Source organism: Kitasatospora sp. NPDC048296, assembly GCF_043201815.1.
GTDB lineage: Bacteria > Actinomycetota > Actinomycetes > Streptomycetales > Streptomycetaceae > Kitasatospora.
Window position 1 is genome coordinate 113611 of record NZ_JBICZB010000014.1, and the last position, 18287, is coordinate 131897.

An 18287-nucleotide genomic window follows, 5' to 3' on the forward strand; every position below is an offset into this window, starting at 1 on the left:
GGCTCAATAGCTGCGTGGAGATCGACGAGAACTGGGCCTACCGCGCCCAGCCCAAGCTGCTCGGTGGCGCGGTCCGCCGCGTGGAGATCGTCCGGGTGGGAGGGCCGCGCCGGTCGGCCCAGGTGCACGTCCGGTTCCTCGACGGTGAAGAAACCGGACTGCAGGAGTGGGTGGCGCAGGCATCACTGGTCGCCCGGTGGGCTGACGTGGAAGTCTTCCGTGCTGACGACGCCGCCGAACTGAGGCTGACGGAAGCATCCCGGCAGGTGCGCAAGAGCCCCGAGTTCGAGGCAGCCCGGACGGTCCTGGGGTTCATCCGCCCGAAGAGCCAGGCCCGGCTGCGCAAGGGCGTGGCGGACGCCGGTGTGTTGGAGCTGGCCGATCTCGATGCCACGGCGCAGCGTCTGGACCTCGATCCGGCCGAGCTGCGCGCCGATCCGATGGTCTACGAGAACCGGTCCGGGCTGTGCCTGGCGGGCTGGCCGGTCGCCGAGCGCATCGCCCGGCGGGCCGCAGAGGTGCTGGCGGAGGGGATCCTGCCGGAGGCCGACCGCCGGCAGGAATCCGTGGATCGCGAGCGGGCCGTTCCGTCATGGCACTCCTGGGAACGCCGCCGGGACGACGGGAAGCTGAAGGCCGAGGACGACGCCCTCCGCACCATCCGCGAGTGGTGCGGCCAGGAGCGAGTGGACCGCTATGACGAGCTGCTCGCACTTCGCGAAGAGGTGGAGCGGCTGAACACCCTGATCGAGCGGGCTGTGAAGGCGCTGCGCGAGCGCGGGCACGGTGTCATCGCCTCCACCATTGAGCGCGACCTTGGGGTCCGTATTTCCAGCCTTGGTCCCGAGGTGAGGCGCTGAGGTCGCTCCAGGGGTCCGCCTGGCGCGGTGGCTGGGCAGGCTCGGCCGGCAGTGCTTCCTTGACGGGCCGGTGCGGGCTCCAGCCCTTGAGGAAGGGGCGCAGGGCCTCGTCCGTGGGTTCGGTCTCGAAGACCTCGACGCCGAGCCCGCGGCCGGGTGACGTCGGGTCGATCCGGTCGGCTTCTTCGTGGCCCCACTTGGCCCACTGGCGCAGGCGCTCGGCCTCCGTGACAGAGGTGGCGCAGGATGCGGATTCCTCCAGCTCGGCGCAGAATCGACGGATCTCAGCCGCTGCGCGCCACCGGTCCAGGGCCGCCCCGAAGGTCTCCGCCCGCGCGGCCTCAGCGGCGTGGATCTTGGCGGCAGCGATGGCCTTCTCCCACTTCCGCTGCTGGCGCTCCTTCTCCTCGGCCTCCAGCCGTCGCCGCTCGGCCTCCGCTCGTTCCCTCTCCCCCTTGAGCCGCCGTTGCTCGGCCTCATACGCCAGGCGGCGCGTCTCCTGCTCCTCGGCGCGGGCCTTCAGGGCCCGGAAGACAGCCCCGATCTGTTCCTCCAGCTGACGGCTGGGCGTGTCCCCGCACTCCTTCGTCCAGGCACTGGCGCGGCTGTAGCTGGGGTGAGGTTCGACCAGGTAGAGGTCGAGCTCGCCGGACGGCTCGGAGCGGTGGGCGGGCGTGACCCGTTGCCAGTCGTAGGTCTTGCGCCGCCCCTTGGGGGCAGGCACGTACTTGACCCGTTTCTGCCGCTCCTTGAATCCGATCTCCCAGGTCTTGCCGTGGACGTTGAGCAGCGGCCTGGCCTGGCGCCGCTTCTTCAAGATCGTCACGTCCCCGTGCCTCGACAGGGCTTCCTCGGCGATCAAACGGACGATCGACAGCACTCGCGGGAGTACGCCCTCGGAAATCTCGAAGGCACTGTGGTCGGCCTTGATCGCCGCGATGATGTCGTCCACATCGGTGACGACTCTGCTTCGCTGGAGGCGGATCCGGTTCCACTCGGTCTCGTCGAGCCCGTTCGTCCGCAGCAGGCCGAGGAAGAAGTCGCCTTTCTCCCGCCCGCTGTACTTCAGCTGGTAGCCGTCCGGCGCATATTCGCGGGCGGCGTCGAAGGCCCGCCGCAGCCGTGCCCGTTCCTCGGGCGGCGGATCCGAGATACGCAGGAAGCGCCCGGCCTGCTGGACCTGCTCGATCAACGCTGGGCCAGTTACCGAGCGGGGAGGCGGAAGCGGGCGAGCTGGACGGGGAGGCGTCGACTGCTTCGGACTCATGGACCCTTCGTCCGGCTGAGCTTCCTGCCGGACGACCTTCGCAGCGGGTCTCTGAGCTTGATCCCGCCCCGCAGGCCGACCGACCTTCTTGGCCGGCTGGTCCGGGTGGTGGCCGTGTTCCAGATAGAACCGTCCGACGTCGGTGATCTCTGCCCGCCACTTCTTGTCAGCGGCCTTCGGCATGAGGACGAGCCCGCGGCCTTTGAGTGCCCGCGCCGTAACGGCAAGCGCGGGTTCATCCGAGGTGACGGGGGTGGCGCCCTCACCGATACGAGTCAGGAGAGCGAGCTGACGCTCGTTGAGAGGAGTCCAGCGGTGCATACCGTCGTGGTATCCCCTCGCCCCTGTCTGGCACAAGCCGATTGATCTAACCCGCGCATGGAAACCGCATCATCATCACCGCCCCGATGGTGGCGCAGGATTGGCCCACCACCGGGCAGCGGCTCAACGACGCTAGATCTTCTGCAGGACCTTCTACTCGGGCAGGTACTCGTCCGGCAGGCTGCAGTTCTTCGACTTCTCCAGAACCAGCCAGAACTCGCAAGGCCACGACATCGTCAGCGGGTCGAAGTCATAGCTCTCGGTCGAAGCAGCCTTCCAGAGAGTGAGGGCGCGCTCGACCTCATCCGCAAGGAGGCCAGCAGCGGCCAAGAGTGCTCGTGCGGTGCCATAGTTCCTCCGCTCCGCAGCGCCCGCGAAACTGGGCCAGAGTTCCCACACCAGGTGCTGCTGAAGTTCTCGTAGGTGATCGCCGGTCTTGCACTCGACGCATTCGCGCACGTTCTGGTTCACCTCCGCTTCTTGGCGGTCGACTTCACCGAGCTGGTCGCTATCCCAGCCGTGCTCCTCAACGAGCTTCCTCCAAAACGCCCAGGCGCGCTCTGCCTCGGTGCGTGCGTACTCGTTGAGCCCTTCTTGAGTCAGCCGAGGGAAGTTCCGGGCATCGAGTTCTTCGGGGTCGGGTGTCCCCATGAGCGAATCGGACTCATCGCCGTACCGGATCTGGGTGAGGACCTCCAACAGGTGGAGTGAGGATTCGACGCTCTCATCGCGGATCACACTGCACATGTCGGCGACATCCTGGGCAACCTCCTCCCAGCTGTTCTCCGCGATGTGGTCGTCGAGCTGATCGGCCAGGAAGTCCGCCGAGCCGCGGTGACGCAGGTCGTCCAGAAGCTCCTCGATCTCGGCGTCAAGCCGCCTCAGGACTGCCTCGGGAGTCTCCCGCTCGCGCCTAGCCGCGGCTTCCTGCTGCGCACGCTCGACAGCGTCCCGGCGCTGCTTGCGAGCCACCTGGGCGGAAGGAAGGCGGGTCTGCAAGGCCCGCATCTCCTCAGCTTTCGGCGGGTCGATCTCGTCAAGCAGCCCGATGGCGTGCATGCGGTGTCCGGCCTGGACGATCGGGTCCGATGCGAGGCAACAAAGCAGGCCCACGGCGTCCTTCGGAGCGCGCTGCGCGACGGCCAGGGCAAGCGCGAGGCGGTCAGCGCTCGAGGCGCCTTGGTGCGCAACAAGCCGTTCCACGGCCTGAGGTACGTACCCAGCGGGCTGCTCGTGTTCTGCGAGAGCCACGCCCACTCGCATACGGGTTGTGAGCGGGGCGGCCTCGTCCTCGGTGAAGAGGATCGCCGTCCACAGCGCCCACCCGTCACGCACGGCATCTGCCAGCCAGTCCCAGCTGTTCCTGGGGAGTAGGTGGCAGGCTTCCTGGTAGCCCAATACACCCAGATCATTCGAGCGATGCACCAAGGCGTCGGCCGCTCGGTGGCGCAGTCCTGCCAGAAGGTCCTTGGCACCTGCGACGTAGCAGAGGCCGGCCGTGTACTCGGACGCGGAGTAACTCGGCCGGTCAATGCTTACCTTGGACAGACGCAGGATCCGCTGGACGTCCTCGTGCCAGGGACCGGGTGCCTGGACGATGAAGGACGCCGCCGCGAGCGCTGCGCCGCCTCGCATCTCACACGCTTGCAGACTGGAAGTCCGCCAGTGGTCGTCAAGCGAGCCATCAGCCAACCGAACGAGGCACGTCAGAGTGGCATCGTCCGCCTTCCTGTAGCGTGCCGGCGTGTCGCAGTCGGGCAGGAATTCGGGCCTCTCCACACTCGCCATGTCATCCCCCTTGATTGATAGTCACGGGCGCACTAGAAACGGCCGGTCCGGTGCCGCTACCGTCTCATTTTGCTGCCGCGGGCGGCTTGAATACAGCGCTTCCCACGGCGCAGCCGCTGTCCTGAGTCATGCGCGGACGGGCGATCGCCGAGCTCAGGTGCGGAGGCCCCGCAGCACGAACGCGACCTCGTCCCGCCATCCGAGGAGTTCACCGACGGTCGGGGGCAGGGCGGTCTGCTGGTAGTGGCACGCTCCGCTGAGGCTGCTCCAAACCGCCGCGAGTCGGCCGGCCAGCCGGACATCGAGGTGGTGGGCAAGCCAGACGACCTTGGTCTCCGTCCGACAGCGGGTGAGGGCCGGCCGGTGGGCGACGATGTATGAGTCGAGCCCTGCTTCCAGGGCGCGGCGGAGCAGGAACACCGCGGCGCGCGGGTGGGCGTTCCCGGAGGGCCCGGCGTCGAGAAGAGACGTGGCGGCGGTGATGCGGGTCGCTGAGGTCAGCACCTCGGGTGCAGTAGTCACAGAGCGCGCAGTCCTTCCGTGGCGGCGGCCACCCGGTTGATGAATGCGACGGCGTCGGCCGTGTCCGGGACGGTGGTGTGGGCACCCCTGTTGCACAGTCCGACGATGTCGCTCGCATCGGGACCGAGCCGGCGGCTGATCTCCCGGTAGACCTGGGCCTTGCTCCGGCTCTCGCCGAACAGGGCAAGGGCGGCCAGGTCAGTCAGCTCACGGGCCTTACCGATGCGCTCCTCGACGGCGAGATGGACCATGCCGGTACCGAGGAGGGTCCGGCGAGCCGACTCCTGGAGGGCGGCCTCCAGAGCGAGGCGGCACTGGCCGGGCAGGACCTCGTTGAGGACCGCGGCGGTGACCTTGTTGTCCCTGGCGACCGCACGAGCGGCGGCCAGTTCACGCTTGACCGGGTCGTCGACGGAACGGACGGTCACCTTCGAACGCCGGAACCGGCCGACCTCAAGGATCGTGGCCTTGATGCGGTGGAAGCGCAGGGCGTCCGGCAGCCGGGTGTCATGGGAGAAGACGACGACCTGGTGGGTCCGGGCGATCTCGTCCAGCAGCCGGGCGAGGCCCTCGACCTTCCGAGGGTCCATGGACTGCACCGGATCGTCGATGACGATGAAGCCGAACGGGCTCTGCGGGGCCATGGCCCGGGGCAGGAACAGCGCCAGCGCGAGGGAGAACAGTTCGCCCTGGCTCACGACACCAAGCGCGGCGGCGTCGACGTCGTCCACGGTGACGTTCAGTGCCACGCCCCGGCCGCTGTACGTCTCGGAGCCCTTGAGCGTAACGTCACCCAGGGCGACGTTGCTCTCCTGGCTGAGGTACTGCCAGATGCCCTGCGCAGTTTCGGCGATGGAGCGCATACGGGCTTCACGCAGCTCGGCCTGCACCTCCTTGAGCCATGCCCTCGCCTTCTTGACCTGGGCCAGCAGCGGCTTGGCGGCGGCTGCCGCATCGGCCAGCGCGAGCCACGACGCAAGCTGCGGGACGACGCCGCGCCACTGCTCGTCCTGCTCCGCCAGCTGACGCTTCGCCTCCTGGCGGACATGTCGGCAGGCGTCGGCGAGTGCCGCCGCCTGCTTCTCGGCGTGGGCCGCGAGTCCATGCGGGTCATGGATGCCGCGGCAGGCGACCCATTCGTCCCAGAGAGCGTGCAGGTGATCAGGCAGGTCGGCGGTGCGGTTGTGGATCAGTGCCCGCAGGTCGTCCGTAGAGTCCTGTACGGCCTGCTGCGCGGACCGGGCCTCGGCGGCCTCCTCGCGGAGCAGGTCGGCCTGGGCGCCTGCCGCGGCGGCCCACGCGTCGTCGAGGCGGTCCGTGCTCCGGCAGACCGGGCAGGTGTGGTCCGCGGGGTGCTGGGAGCGCAGCCGCAGGGCCCGGTCGAGGAGGTCGGCGCGGGCGAGCGCAGTGCCGGCGTCACTGTGCCGGACGTCCTCGGCCGCGGCGACGGCCTCCCGCAGCCGGGCGACGGCCTCAGTCACCGCGTCGGTGTCCGGGCCGTTGAGCGCGGCCAATCGGTGCAGGCGGGCCAGCTCCGTCGTGTCGGCCAGCGGCGCCCCGGCGACCAGGGCACGGATGCGCTCCCGGTCCGGGACACGCTGCTGAAGTGCCGTCACCGCGCTCTGGACGCGTTCGTCCGGCACGTCCACAAGGGCCGCGAGCAGCGGCGGCAGCGCGGCCTTGGCCTGCTTCTCGCTCAGCGCCAGCTCCTGTTCGCGTGCGGCGAGCCGATCGGCGGCTTCACTAAGTGCCCCGAGGCCGAGCAGCGTGGCGAGCCGGTCGTACATCCGGCTGGGCCTGGCGGTCATCATCTGACCGAGCTCGCTGTAGGAGAGGACCGGCCGAAACGACCGCAGGTCCTCCGCCCAGCCGAGAGCGGAGAGCGGCAACGGGGTCGGCCCGAGTCCGAGGACCGCCGACTCGGACTCGGAGAACGACGTGGTGTCGGCCCAAGCGCGGGTGATCGTGAGCGGTCGGACCCGGCCGGAGGCGAGGAGTTCCAGTTCGAGGCGGTGCGGTCCGGAGTGGTGCAGGTTGCGCCAACCGTCCTGCTGGACGGTCTGCACGTTCTTACCGTCCTCGTCTTCCCAACGGCGGTTGCGCCCGGTGAGGGCGACCTCGATGCCCTCGGCGAAGCTGGACTTGCCGCTGCCGTTCCGCCCCTGCACCACCGTCAGGCCGGGGCCCGGAGGGATATGGAGCGTGGCGGCTTCACCGATGCCCCGGAAGCCCTCGACGGTGATCGACTTCAGGTAGGCACCACGGACGGCAGCGGCCTCGGAGCCTTCGACGCTGTCCAGAGCTTCGCGAACCAGTGCGGCGACCTCCTCGGACAGAGGGGCGGATTCCAGCCGCTGGACGACGGCCGCGATCGGCGATGCCGGCGGCGTGGGTGCGGATGCGGTGGGTGCGGAGCTGGTGCTGGTCGTCATGGCGCGCTCCTGGAGAAGAGGGGGTGGGGACGATGACACGGCTGCCGTCGTGATGACAGCAGCACGGGCTGTGCAAGCAGATCTAGATAAGCATGACACTGAAAGCATCGTCAATCGAATGCATGTCTTGACTGATGGTGTAACGTGTTTACTGTCCACTTCCGAGAGAGGCGGGGCTCCATGCCGCAAAAGTCAGTGATGCCGCCGTCCGCGCAGGTGACGGCCGCAGAGATCTCCCGTATCGCCGGGGTCACCCGCGCCACCGTCAGCAACTGGCGGCGGCGCCACACCGACTTCCCCGCGCCCAGCGGCGGCACTGAGAGCAGCCCGCTCTACGACCTGGGCGCCGTCCAGCAGTGGCTCCGCGGCCGGGGGCACACCTCCGCCGCGTCACCGGAGGAGGACCTGCGGACGGCGCTGCGGCTTCTCGGGGCCAGCGTGGACGCCACCCGCTTCTTTCCGCTGCTGGCAGACGCGGCGCGACTTCCGGAGCAGGAGTCGGGCCGTCTTCTTGAACTGCCCGACGATCGGCTTGCCACGGCTGCGAACGGTCTCCTTGCCGCCCGGACAGCATCCGAGATCCGGCCCGTGACGTACGGGTCCGAAGACGCCGGTGTGATCCGCGCACTCCTGACATGTGTACGCGGTCCGGGTGCGCAGGCCGCACTGGACGTCCTCGCCGAACGCGACCTCGACGAGAGCGCGGCCAGCGGCACCTACCGCACTCCCCAGGGCCTTGCCGACCTCATGGCAGGACTGCTGCCCGACACCGTGACCCGCGTGCTCGACCCCGCCTGCGGCAGCGGCACCCTCCTGTCCGCCGCCCGCAAGCGCGGCGCACGCGAGCTGTACGGACAGGACACCCGTGCGCTCCAGGCGCAGCGGGCCTCAGTCGCCCTTGAGCTTGACGAGCCCGCCCCGGCCGCAGGGGACAAGGTCGTGATCGCCGCCGGCGACAGCCTGCGGGCCGACGCCTTCCCGGGCCTGACGGTCGATGCCGTGCTGTGCAACCCACCCTTCGGTGACCGCGACTGGGGCCACGACGAACTCGCTTACGACCCCAGGTGGGCCTACGGCGTGCCCTCACGCTTCGAGTCGGAGCTGGCCTGGGTCCAACACGCACTGGCACACGTCGAGCCCGGTGGGTACGTCGTCATGCTGCTGCCACCCGCCCTCGCCTTCCGCACCTCCGCCCGCCGCATCCGCGCCGAACTCGTCCGCAGCGGGGCCGTGCGCGCCGTCGTCTCCCTGCCGAGCCGCGTCGCCTACCCGCTGCACATCGCCCTGCACATCTGGATACTGCAGCGGCCCGAGCCCGGCTCCGCCGAGCGCACCTCCGTACTCTTCATCGACGGAGACGGCGAGGGCAGTGCCGGCACCGTCACACGGAGCGGCTCACTGGGGAGTGCCGCCTTCGACTGGGCCGGCCTCGCGGAGCGCGTGCTGACACCGTGGATGGCGTATCGCGACCAGCCGGACGGTTTCACCGACGCGTCGGGGCTGGCCCGCGCCGTCCCGGTGGTCGACCTCCTCGACGACGTCGTCGACCTCACCCCGGGCCGGCAGGTCCGCGCGGCCGCAGCCGACGTCGACCCGGCGGCGCTCGTCGGCAGAATCGCAGCGCTGCACGGCCAACTGGGGTCGCAACTGAACGAACTGGCTGCGCTCAGCGGTGCGACGGAATGGGATACGGCCGGTACGTCGATGCGCGAATGGCGCACCGCGACTGTCGCCGATCTCACCCGCGGAGGCGCCCTCGTTGTTGTCCGGGCAGCGGCGCTTGGCAGCGGACGCGACTCTAAGGGCGGAGGCGTCGCCGCGGAGGGAATCGATCTCCAGCCGGTGCTGACGGCGCGTGATGTCTTGAACGGCAGCGCGCCCTCGGGTACGACCGGGGACGCCCACCCGGACACCAGCCAAACGATCGCGGAAGGGGACGTACTGCTGCGCGCAGTCTCCAGCCCAGGCACTGCGGGACTGATGACCCGGGTCGCAGACGAGGGCGATGCCGGTGCGCTCCTCGGCTCCGCCCTGCACCTCCTGCGTCCGGACCCGTCCCGCCTCGACCCGTGGTTCCTCGCCGGATTCCTCGGCGCAGCCGACAACATCACCGCCGCCTCGACCGGCACCACTATGGTCCAGGTCAATCCGGCGCGGTTGCGCGTCCCCCTCATGCCGCTGACGGAGCAACGCCACTACGGCGGCGCCTTCCGCCGCGCCTACCAGCTGCGCGCCGCCGCCCATCGCGCCGCGGCTCTTGCTACGGAGGCCGCGAACGCGGTGACCGCAGGCCTCACCGTAGGCGCGCTCCTGCCGCCGATGTCCGGCGACCAGCACCAATCCGGCTGAACCGCCTCGGCCGACACGACGTATCGACCAGACTGCGTACGTTCCGCTGAGAATGGCGGACGACCCGAGAGAAGACCGGGGAAACCCTTTGAACAGCAGCAAGCACACGGAGCTGGCGAACCACGCCTGGTCCGTCGCCGACCTCCTGCGCGGTGACTACAAGCAGTCCGACTACGGCAAGGTGATTCTGCCCTTCACCGTCCTGCGACGGCTGGAGTGCGTGCTGGAGCCGACCCGGGAGAAGGTCGCGGAGCGGGCCGCCGAGCTCGCCGGCCAGGAGCTGGACGAGGACCGCTTCCTGCGTAAGGCCTCCGGCCACTCCTTCTACAACAGGAGCTCCCTCACCCTGCGGAAGATCGCCGGTGACCCGCAGAACGCCGCGAGGAACCTGCAGCTCTACGTGGCCTCGTTCTCCGACAACGCCCGCGAGGTCCTGGAGAAGTACGAGTTCAACCAGCAGATCCGCAAGCTGGACGGCGCCAAGCTCATCTACCAGGTCATCGGCCGGTTCACAGACCTGGACCTGCGTCCCGAGGCCGTATCCAACCACAACATGGGCTACATCTTCGAGGAGCTCATCCGACGCTTCGCGGAGCAGTCGAACGAGACCGCGGGTGAGCACTTCACCCCGCGCGAAGTCATCAACCTGATGGTCAACCTGCTGGTAGGGCCGGATGCGGACGCGCTGAGCCTCCCTGGAACGGTGCGCACCGTCCTGGACCCGGCCTGCGGCACCGGCGGCATGCTCAGTGCGGCCGAGGACCACATCACCGACCTCAACTCGGCTGCCAAGGTGGAGGTCTACGGCCAGGAGCTCAACCCCGAGTCCTGGGCAATCTGTCGCTCGGATCTGATGATCAAGGGCCAGGACCCGGACAACATCGCCTTCGGCAACTCCTTCAGCGACGACGGCCACAGGCGCGAGAAATTCGACTACCTCCTTGCTAACCCTCCATTCGGCGTGGAGTGGAAGAAGGTCAAGGACGAGGTCGAGCACGAGTACGAGACCCTCGGCGACTCTGGGCGGTTCGGCGCCGGCCTGCCGCGAATCAACGACGGCTCGCTGCTCTTCCTACAGCACATGCTCTCGAAGATGAAGCCGGTCGACGTCAATGGAGGTGGCGGCTCCCGGGTCGCCATCGTCTTCAACGGCTCCCCGCTGTTCACGGGCGCGGCAGAGTCCGGCGAGTCCAACATCCGCCGGTGGATCCTGGAGAACGACTGGCTGGAGGCCATCGTCGCCCTGCCCGACCAGCTCTTCTACAACACCGGTATCTCTACGTACTTCTGGATCCTCACCAACCGCAAGTCCGCCGACCACAAGGGCAAGGTCGTGCTGCTAGACGCCAGGGACTACTGGGTGAAGATGCCAAAGTCCCTCGGCGACAAACGCAAGAAACTGAACGAGCAGCAGATCCGGGAGATCACCCGGTTGTACGGTGAGGCCCTGCAGGTCGCTGGAGACCCGGAGCACCCGCTCCACGGCAAGGTCAAGGTCTTCAAGAACGAGGACTTCGGCTACCAGCGCATCACCGTCGACCGACCGCTGAAGCTGCGGTTCGAGGTCACGGAGGAGACCCTGGCGGCGCTGGCCGAGGCCAAGCCTGTCCAGAAGCTGGAGGACACGGAGGAGTTTGTCGCGGCAGTTCGGGCCCTGGACGGCCAGAGCTGGCCGACCAAGTCCGTGGCATTTGTTGCGCTGAAGGACGCGGTCGTCGCGGCCGGCCTGCTCTGGCCGACGGGCGCACCGTTCACGAAGGCCGTTCGGGACACGATCGGCGTCCGAGACGCGGACGGCGAGGTCCAGATGCTCAAGGGCGCTCCGGAGCCGGACACCGACCTGCGCGACTACGAGAACGTGCCACTGGGTGAGGATGTCAACGAATACCTCAAGCGCGAGGTGCTGCCGCACGTACCGGACGCGTGGATCGACCACGGCAAGACGAAGATCGGCTACGAGATCCCGCTTACGCGCTACTTCTACGTATACAGTCCTCCGCGTCCGCTGGCAGAGATCGATGCGGAACTTAAGTCGCTGGAGGCTGAAATTCAGGCGCTGCTGGGGGAGGTGACGGAATGACCTGGCCTTTCGTACCGCTCAAGCGGCTTGTCGATCCGGCACGACCGATCACGTACGGGATCGTTCAGGCCGGCCCTGACACACCTGCCGGTGTCCCGTATATCAGGCCGGTTGACATGAGCCAAGACGGTGGCGTGACGGATACCGATTCGCTTCTGCGAACGACGCCAGAGATCGCCCGTACGTACCGACGCTCGGAAGTGGCTTCTGGGGACGTGGTGGTATCGATTGGCCCCTCTTTCGGGAAAGTCATGATTGTCCCGGCTGAGCTCTCAGGGGCGAACCTGACGCAGGGGACTGCGCGGGTGGCGTCAGCGGCGGGCGTCTCCAACCGATTCCTGTACTGGGCGCTGCAGAGCTCCACGGCCCGGCAGTTCTGGGAAGCGTCGGTGGGAGGTGCGACGTTCCGCGCCCTGAACCTGGAGCCGCTGGGACGGACCCCGCTGCCGCTGCCGCCGCCACAGTTCCAGCACCAGATCGCCGACTTCCTTCATGCTGAGGCAACTCGCATCGATCGGATTGTCGAACTAAACAAGGTGCTTCTGAATCGCCTTGAGGAGCGCGGCCGCGCCCTCCGGGACGCAGCCGTCATGAGGTTGGTCGAGAGGGAGGGGGAACTCCCTCTGCGCCGCTTTGCTGCGCGAATTGAACAGGGGGCAAGTCCGCAGTGTGAAGCAATTGCGCGCGAGAATTCAAGCGAGTGGGCTATCCTGAAGCTAAGTGCAGTAAAGGGGGGAAGGTTCGATCCCACAGAGAACAAACGACTGCCGGATGACATCGCGCCAATCCGGGCGTACGAGGTACGTCGAAACGATCTCCTAGTGACGCGGGCGAATACGCCAAAATTGGTTGGCGATGTGGCGGTAGTGTCAGGCGATTGCGAGGGTCTGCTTATCCCGGATCTGATCTACAGGGTGGGACTTTTGGAGGGCGTCAGTCCTCGATTCATTGCCGAAGTCGCACTTAGCGGTCGCGTCCGATCCCTGATCGAGTCTACCGCCAGGGGATCGTCTCAATCCATGGTTAAGCTGCGCGGTGAAGATATCAAGGAATGGCCTATTCCACGAGGTGATAGATCTCAGCAGGAAGAACTGGTACGTGTCATTGATGAAGGTTCTCGGGCAACCCGCGGGCTTCATGCGGCCGTCACACGCCAGCTCACTCTGCTCACCGAGCGCCGGCAGGCGCTCATCACCGCCGCCGTCACCGGCCAGTTCGACGTGTCCACCGCATCCGGTCGAGGAGTTACGGAGTAAGCGCTATGCCCCCGATCCACACCGAGGCTGCGTTCGGCGCGGCCATTGTCGCCGCGATGACCGAGCGCGGGTGGCGTGAGGCCCAGCCGGAGGACTACCGGGCCGAGCTCGGGCTGGACACCAACGAGTTGTTCGCCTTCATCGGCAAGACCCAGGGCGATGAGTGGGAGGAACTGGTCACCGCCCAGTACGCCGGCGACCAGACCGAGGCGCAGCGCGGATTTGCAAAGCGCCTCGGTCAGGCGATCGCCAGCGACGGGCTGCTCAAGGTGCTGCGTGACGGCGTGAAGGACCGCAGCGTCCTCCTCCGGGTCGCGTACTTCCGCCCCAACCTGGTCGAGGACGACTCCGTCCTCGACGGCTACCGGGCCAACCACCTGACCGTCGTCCGCGAGCTGGAGTACGCGACAAAGCAGGCCGACCGGGGCAACCGGCTCGACCTGGCGCTCTTCCTCAACGGGATCCCGGTCGCCACTGCCGAGTTGAAGAATCCCCTGACCGGTCAGGGGGTCGACCAGGCCAAGAAGCAGTACCGCGAGAAGCGCGACCCCAGCGAGCTGATCTTCACCAGCCGCGTCGTCGCGAACTTCGCCGTCGATCCCGACCTGGTCTTCGTCGCGACCAGCCTGCGCGGACCGAAGACGCACTTCCTCCCGTTCAACACCGGCTCGGAGGGCCCGGGCGAGCCCGGCGGCAAGGGCAACCCCGTCCCCACCACTCCCGGCACCTACTCGACCTCCTACCTGTGGGAACAGGTCTGGCAGCGCGACAACTGGCTGGATCTCCTGGAGCGGTTCGTCCACCTCCACAAGGAGAAGACGCCAGGGGGCGGTAGCACCCGGAAGCTCATCTTCCCCCGCTTCCACCAGTGGGACGTCGTCCGGAAGCTCACCGCCCACGCCGCCGTCCACGGGGCCGGGCACAACTACCTGGTCATGGCCTCCGCTGGGTCGGGCAAGTCGAACACCATCGGCTGGCTCGCCCACCGGCTGAGCGACCTGCACACGCCCACCGATCCGGCCGGTCTCGACCCGGACGCCCTGGCCGGGGGCCTCAAGCCGGGCGTGCCGGTGTTCGACAAAGTCATCGTCATCACCGACCGCCGTAACCTGGACGCCCAGCTCCGGGAGACGGTCGGCAGCTTCGAGCAGACCGCCGGCCTAGTGGTGAAGATCGACGAAAACCAGGGTGCGAAGGGTGCGCAGTTGGCACGGGCGCTCTCCCGGGAGACCGGGAAGATCGTCACGGTCACCCTCCACTCGTTCCCAGCCCTGCTTAACTTCCTCAAGCAGAATCCGACCGAGATCCAGGGCCACAACTTCGCCATCGTCGTGGACGAGGCCCACTCCTCCCAGTCGGGCGACGCGGCCACCGCCGTCCGGGCTGCCCTCCGCGACCTGGGCCTCGACGCGGACTCCGACGACGCGGGAGCCATTGAGGCCGCAAGCAACGAGGCCCCCGCCACCCTGCAGGAGCGCCTCAAGCACAAGGCCTCGCAGCGTTCCCGTGCCGCGAACCTCTCCTACTTCGCGTTCACGGCCACGCCCAAGGCGAAGACCCTTGAGCTGTTCGGCACGCTCCAGGACGTCGACGGCGAAGCCAAGTACCGCCCCTTCCACACCTACTCGATGCGGCAGGCGATCGAGGAGGGCTTCATCCTCGACCCGCTGCGCAACTACGTTACCTACGACACCTACTGGAAGCTGGTCAACAAGAACCCGGAGGAGAAGGAGGTCGACCCGAAGAAGGCGAACCCCCTGCTCGCCCGGTTCGCGTTGACGCACGACTACACCGTCGCGCAGCACGCCCAGGTGATCGTGGAGCACTTCCTCGCGCACACCCGGGGGCGGCTCGGGGGTCGCGCCAAGGCGATGGTGGTGACGGCGTCCCGCCAGTCCGCCGTGCAGATGTCCCGTGCGATCAAGAGCTACCTCAAAGACCTTGGCTACGACGCCAAGTACCCGGACCTCGGTGTTCTGGTGGCGTTCTCCGGTTCACTTACCTTCGAGGGCGAGGAGACGACCGAGCCCAAGGAGAATGACGGGCTGTCCGAGGGCGCGCTGCCCAAGGCGTTCGCCTACACCCGTGCCGATGACAAGGCCGTTCGTGTCGGCGGCCCTGGCAAGCCGGAGTACCGGATCCTGGTCGTGGCGGAGAAGTACCAGACCGGCTTCGACCAGCCGCTGCTGACGACGATGTACGTCAACAAGACACTCACCGGTATCTCCGCCGTTCAGACGCTGTCGCGGCTGAACCGTACCGCCGAGCGCAAGGCGCAGGCGGACCTCGCGGTCATCGACTTCGTCAATGAGGCCGAGGACGTCAAGGCCGCCTTCAGCCCGTACTTCCTGGAGGCCCGGACGTTCCCGTCCGACCCGAACCTGCTCTACGAAGCGCAGAGCCGGGTCATGTCCGCGCCGATCCTCACCGCGCGGGAGATGGACGAATTCGCCGAGGCGTATTTCGCCGCACAGGAGAAGGCGGGCGGGTCCGCTACGAAGTGGGAGAAGCTGCACGCAGAGCTGTACCGGCTGCTCGCGCCGGCGGTGGTCCGCTTCGAGGCCCTCTTGAACAGTGAGGACGAGGACGACCAGAAGACGGCCGAGGACTTCCGCGCGAACCTGCAGGACTACGTACGCAAGTACGGCTTCCTGGCGCAGATCGTCCCGTACACCGACCCCGATCTGGAGCGGCTCCACCTGTACGGGCGGTACCTGCTCAACCGGTTGCCGCGGCGGGCTGACGGCGGTGTCGACATAGGGGAGGTCGACCTCAGCCATCTGCGGGTGGAGAAGACCGGCGAGTACGACATGGGTCTGACCGCCGAGGAGCCGGCCCTGATCCGGAACGTCGGGGAGGGCGTGGGCGGGACGAAGGAGCAGGAGAAGTCCCTGCTGTCCGAGCTCATCGCGAAGTTCAACGACAAGTTCGGAACGGACTTCACCGAGCAGGACCTGCTGCCCGCATTCAACGCGACCCTCGCCGAGACCGAGGTCCGCCAGGCGGCTGTCGTGAACGACGAGGACAACTTCGGCAAGGTCTTCGACCGGGTCTTCGCCGACAAGGTCGAGGACTACGTCGGCATCGTCACCGACCTCGGCAAGCGGTACTTCGCTCCGGACCGGGGCTTCCAGTCCAGCCTCAACCGCAGCGCGCGCCGAGCCGCCTGGCGCATGATCAGGCGCGAGGAGGGCGTGGACGACGCGGCCTGACGCCGGTGCTCAACCACCTGGGACGGTAGGCGCCCGTTCGCGCACCGCCTACCGTCCCGGGGGGCCAGACGAAAGCCTGGACTGGTGATCGTCACACACGTCACACTGTGAACCGCACAGCACCACAGCCATCGACCATGCACGCAGAAACGGGGGGCAGCCGCGTGCCGGCGACCGTGATCTCCAACCGCTACGAACTCCTGGAAGAGCTCAGTCACGGCGGCATGGGCGACGTGTGGCGCGGCTACGACGCCGTGCTCGACCGACCCGTGGCGGTGAAGCTGATCCGACAGGCGGCGGTCACCTCGTCGCAGTTGGCCGAGGAGCTCGCCCGGCGTTTCCGCCGGGAGGCACGCATCACCGCACGCATCCAGCACCCCGGCGTTCCCCAGGTCTACGACGCGGTGCTGGACGACAGCTTCGAGCGACTGTTCCTGGTGATGGAACTCGTCGACGGCGTGCCGCTCTCCGCCTACCTCCAGCCTGACCACCCGCTACCGGTCAGCTGGGCCGCAGCCGTCGCCGCCCAGGTCGCCACCGTGCTCTCCCATGCCCACGACGTGCCGGTGATCCACCGCGACCTCAAACCGAGCAACATCCTCGTCGCCCGTGACGGCACGGTGAAGGTCCTCGACTTCGGCATCGCGGCGATCCTGCGGACGGACGTCACCAAGCTCACCGCGACCGGCAGCCCCATCGGCACCCACCAGTACATGTCGCCGGAACAGGTCCGCGGTGGCCGGATCACCCCGCAGACGGACCTGTACGCCCTCGGCTGCGTGTTGCACGAACTCCTCGCCGGCCGCCCAGTCTTCGAGGGCAACGAGTACACGCTGATGCACCAGCACCTCACCGCGGCACCGGTCCCGCTGCGGCAGCTCCGCGCCGATGTTCCCGAGCCGTTGGAGACGCTCGTCCTACACCTTCTGCGCAAGGCGTCGGAGAGCCGCCCGGCCGACACCCAGGAGGTCTACGAGCGCCTCCTGCCCTTCCTGCCAGCGGCCGGCTCCGTGCCCACGAAGGCCGAGGCCGGCCCCCTCGGTACCCCGGACCCGACCCGTCTCTTCCGACACCCCTATGCGCCCCGCTCCATGGCGCCAAAACCACCCGCAGCCGTCCACACCCCCACCACGGTCGAGTTCCAGCCGTTGCCCGTCCTGGAGCAGGTCCGTGCTGCGATCAAGGAGGCGTACGCCCATGCGGATCTCCTCCTGGACGACGAGCGGTTCGCCCAGGCAGTCGAGGTGATCGGAGCTGTCGTCGAATCGGCCGCCAGCGCGCTCGGCACCGACAGCAAGGAAGTCCTCGGCCTGCGCAAGCAGCGCGCCGCCATCCGCTTCCTCGGCGGCGACTACCGGGCTGCTCTGCCCGAGTTCGAAGCCCTGGCCGCGGCCTACAGCCGGACCGCCGGTCCCGCCAGTACGCCCGCCCGCGAGTGCCGCGCCCAGGCGGCCCGCTGCCGTGCCGAACTCGGCCAGGTCACCGAGGCCCTCCACGAGCTCCAGGACGTGCTGGACACCGTCCGCGCGCTCGACGGCGACGTGAGCGAAGAAGCCATCGACCTTCGCCACGGCATCGCCGTCCTCCTCCTCGCACAGGGGAAGGTTGCCGAAGCCCTGCAACTCCTGAAGCCCCTCCAGGAAGACTTGGTCATGGTCTACGGCCCTGAGGACGAGCTGGCCTTGGAGGTCGCGGAAACGCTCGCCCGCATCCGGCTGGACTTGAACGGCGGCGCCCCTGAGTGACCGCAGCGTCCTCGGCAATCGGCCATCGTTCCGACGTTGTCCGCGGCCCGCACGCTCGGGTCAACCTTCCCGACGCTTCGCCAGCTCGCTGGGATTCGGCGCCTTATAACCGCCTTGCAGCCATCTTGGCCCTGTCAAGTGCTGTTAGACCCTGTCCCGTGCCCTCGGCCTGCGCACCACACCCACCAGCCCGGCCGCCCCGTCTGCCGCACCGACCACCGGCCCTCAGCGTCGCGCATGCTGAGCAGACCAGCTGACTCCTGGGGCGCTGACCCGGCGCCCCAGGAGTCCCCTTTGGGGAGCCCATGCGCCGTTCGAGCCGTGGGGTGAATTCCTCGGAATCCGCGACCGCCGCCACTCTGAGCTTCCCCCGGTGTGCGGGAGGTGCTGATCAGCTGGTCAGAAGGGGTTGGCGGGGTTTCAGGTTCACTTGTTCGGCCGTCGCGTGGTTGGCG

10 protein-coding genes are annotated in these 18287 nt (G+C 68.0%); 6 read left to right on the forward strand and 4 right to left on the reverse strand.

Going from position 1 to position 18287, the window contains the following annotated elements; all coding sequences use genetic code 11:
- The first annotated feature begins 14 nt into the window (after positions 1 to 14).
- Positions 15 to 860, forward strand: a complete 846-nt coding sequence (locus ACGF12_RS11780) for a PE-PGRS family protein (RefSeq protein WP_393028131.1) — start codon at positions 15 to 17, stop codon at positions 858 to 860.
- Here ACGF12_RS11780 and ACGF12_RS11785 read toward each other — a convergent pair.
- From ACGF12_RS11785 to ACGF12_RS11800, 4 genes are all read right to left on the reverse strand, one after another.
- Positions 790 to 2448 (reverse strand): PE-PGRS family protein, encoded by a 1659-nt coding sequence (locus ACGF12_RS11785; RefSeq protein WP_393028132.1) that lies wholly within the window; start codon positions 2446 to 2448, stop codon positions 790 to 792. The two genes, ACGF12_RS11780 and ACGF12_RS11785, sit on opposite strands and share 71 nt — an antisense overlap.
- Before the next feature lie 153 nt (positions 2449 to 2601).
- Positions 2602 to 4236 carry a hypothetical protein gene (locus ACGF12_RS11790; protein ID WP_393028133.1) on the reverse strand — a complete coding sequence of 545 codons (1635 nt, stop codon included), beginning with the start codon at positions 4234 to 4236 and terminating at the stop codon, positions 2602 to 2604.
- 153 nt (positions 4237 to 4389) lie between these two features.
- A complete protein-coding gene (locus ACGF12_RS11795) occupies positions 4390 to 4758 on the reverse strand; it encodes a hypothetical protein (protein ID WP_393028134.1) in 369 nt (122 codons plus the stop codon).
- Positions 4755 to 7190: an AAA family ATPase gene (locus ACGF12_RS11800; RefSeq protein WP_393028135.1), complete on the reverse strand. Its 2436-nt coding sequence runs from the start codon at positions 7188 to 7190 to the stop codon at positions 4755 to 4757. Before ACGF12_RS11800 ends, ACGF12_RS11795 begins: the two co-directional genes overlap by 4 nt.
- Positions 7191 to 7370: 180 nt before the next feature.
- On the opposite strand from ACGF12_RS11800, the gene ACGF12_RS11805 reads away from it, so the two are divergent.
- The 5 genes from ACGF12_RS11805 to ACGF12_RS11825 all read left to right on the forward strand — a co-directional run bounded on the left by ACGF12_RS11805 (position 7371) and on the right by ACGF12_RS11825 (position 17832).
- Positions 7371 to 9539 (forward strand): N-6 DNA methylase, encoded by a 2169-nt coding sequence (locus ACGF12_RS11805; RefSeq protein WP_393028136.1) that lies wholly within the window; start codon positions 7371 to 7373, stop codon positions 9537 to 9539.
- 88 nt (positions 9540 to 9627) lie between these two features.
- A complete protein-coding gene (locus ACGF12_RS11810; protein ID WP_393028137.1) occupies positions 9628 to 11619 on the forward strand; it encodes an N-6 DNA methylase in 1992 nt (663 codons plus the stop codon).
- On the forward strand, positions 11616 to 12875 hold the full coding sequence (locus tag ACGF12_RS11815; protein WP_393028138.1) for a restriction endonuclease subunit S: 1260 nt from the start codon (positions 11616 to 11618) through the stop codon (positions 12873 to 12875). Before ACGF12_RS11810 ends, ACGF12_RS11815 begins: the two co-directional genes overlap by 4 nt.
- Positions 12876 to 12880: 5 nt before the next feature.
- Positions 12881 to 16087: a type I restriction endonuclease subunit R gene (locus tag ACGF12_RS11820; protein WP_393028139.1), complete on the forward strand. Its 3207-nt coding sequence runs from the start codon at positions 12881 to 12883 to the stop codon at positions 16085 to 16087.
- Positions 16088 to 16224: 137 nt separating this feature from the next.
- Entirely contained in the window at positions 16225 to 17832 is a 1608-nt protein-coding gene (locus tag ACGF12_RS11825) for a protein kinase (RefSeq protein ID WP_393028140.1), read from the forward strand.
- The last annotated feature ends 455 nt before the right edge of the window (positions 17833 to 18287 follow it).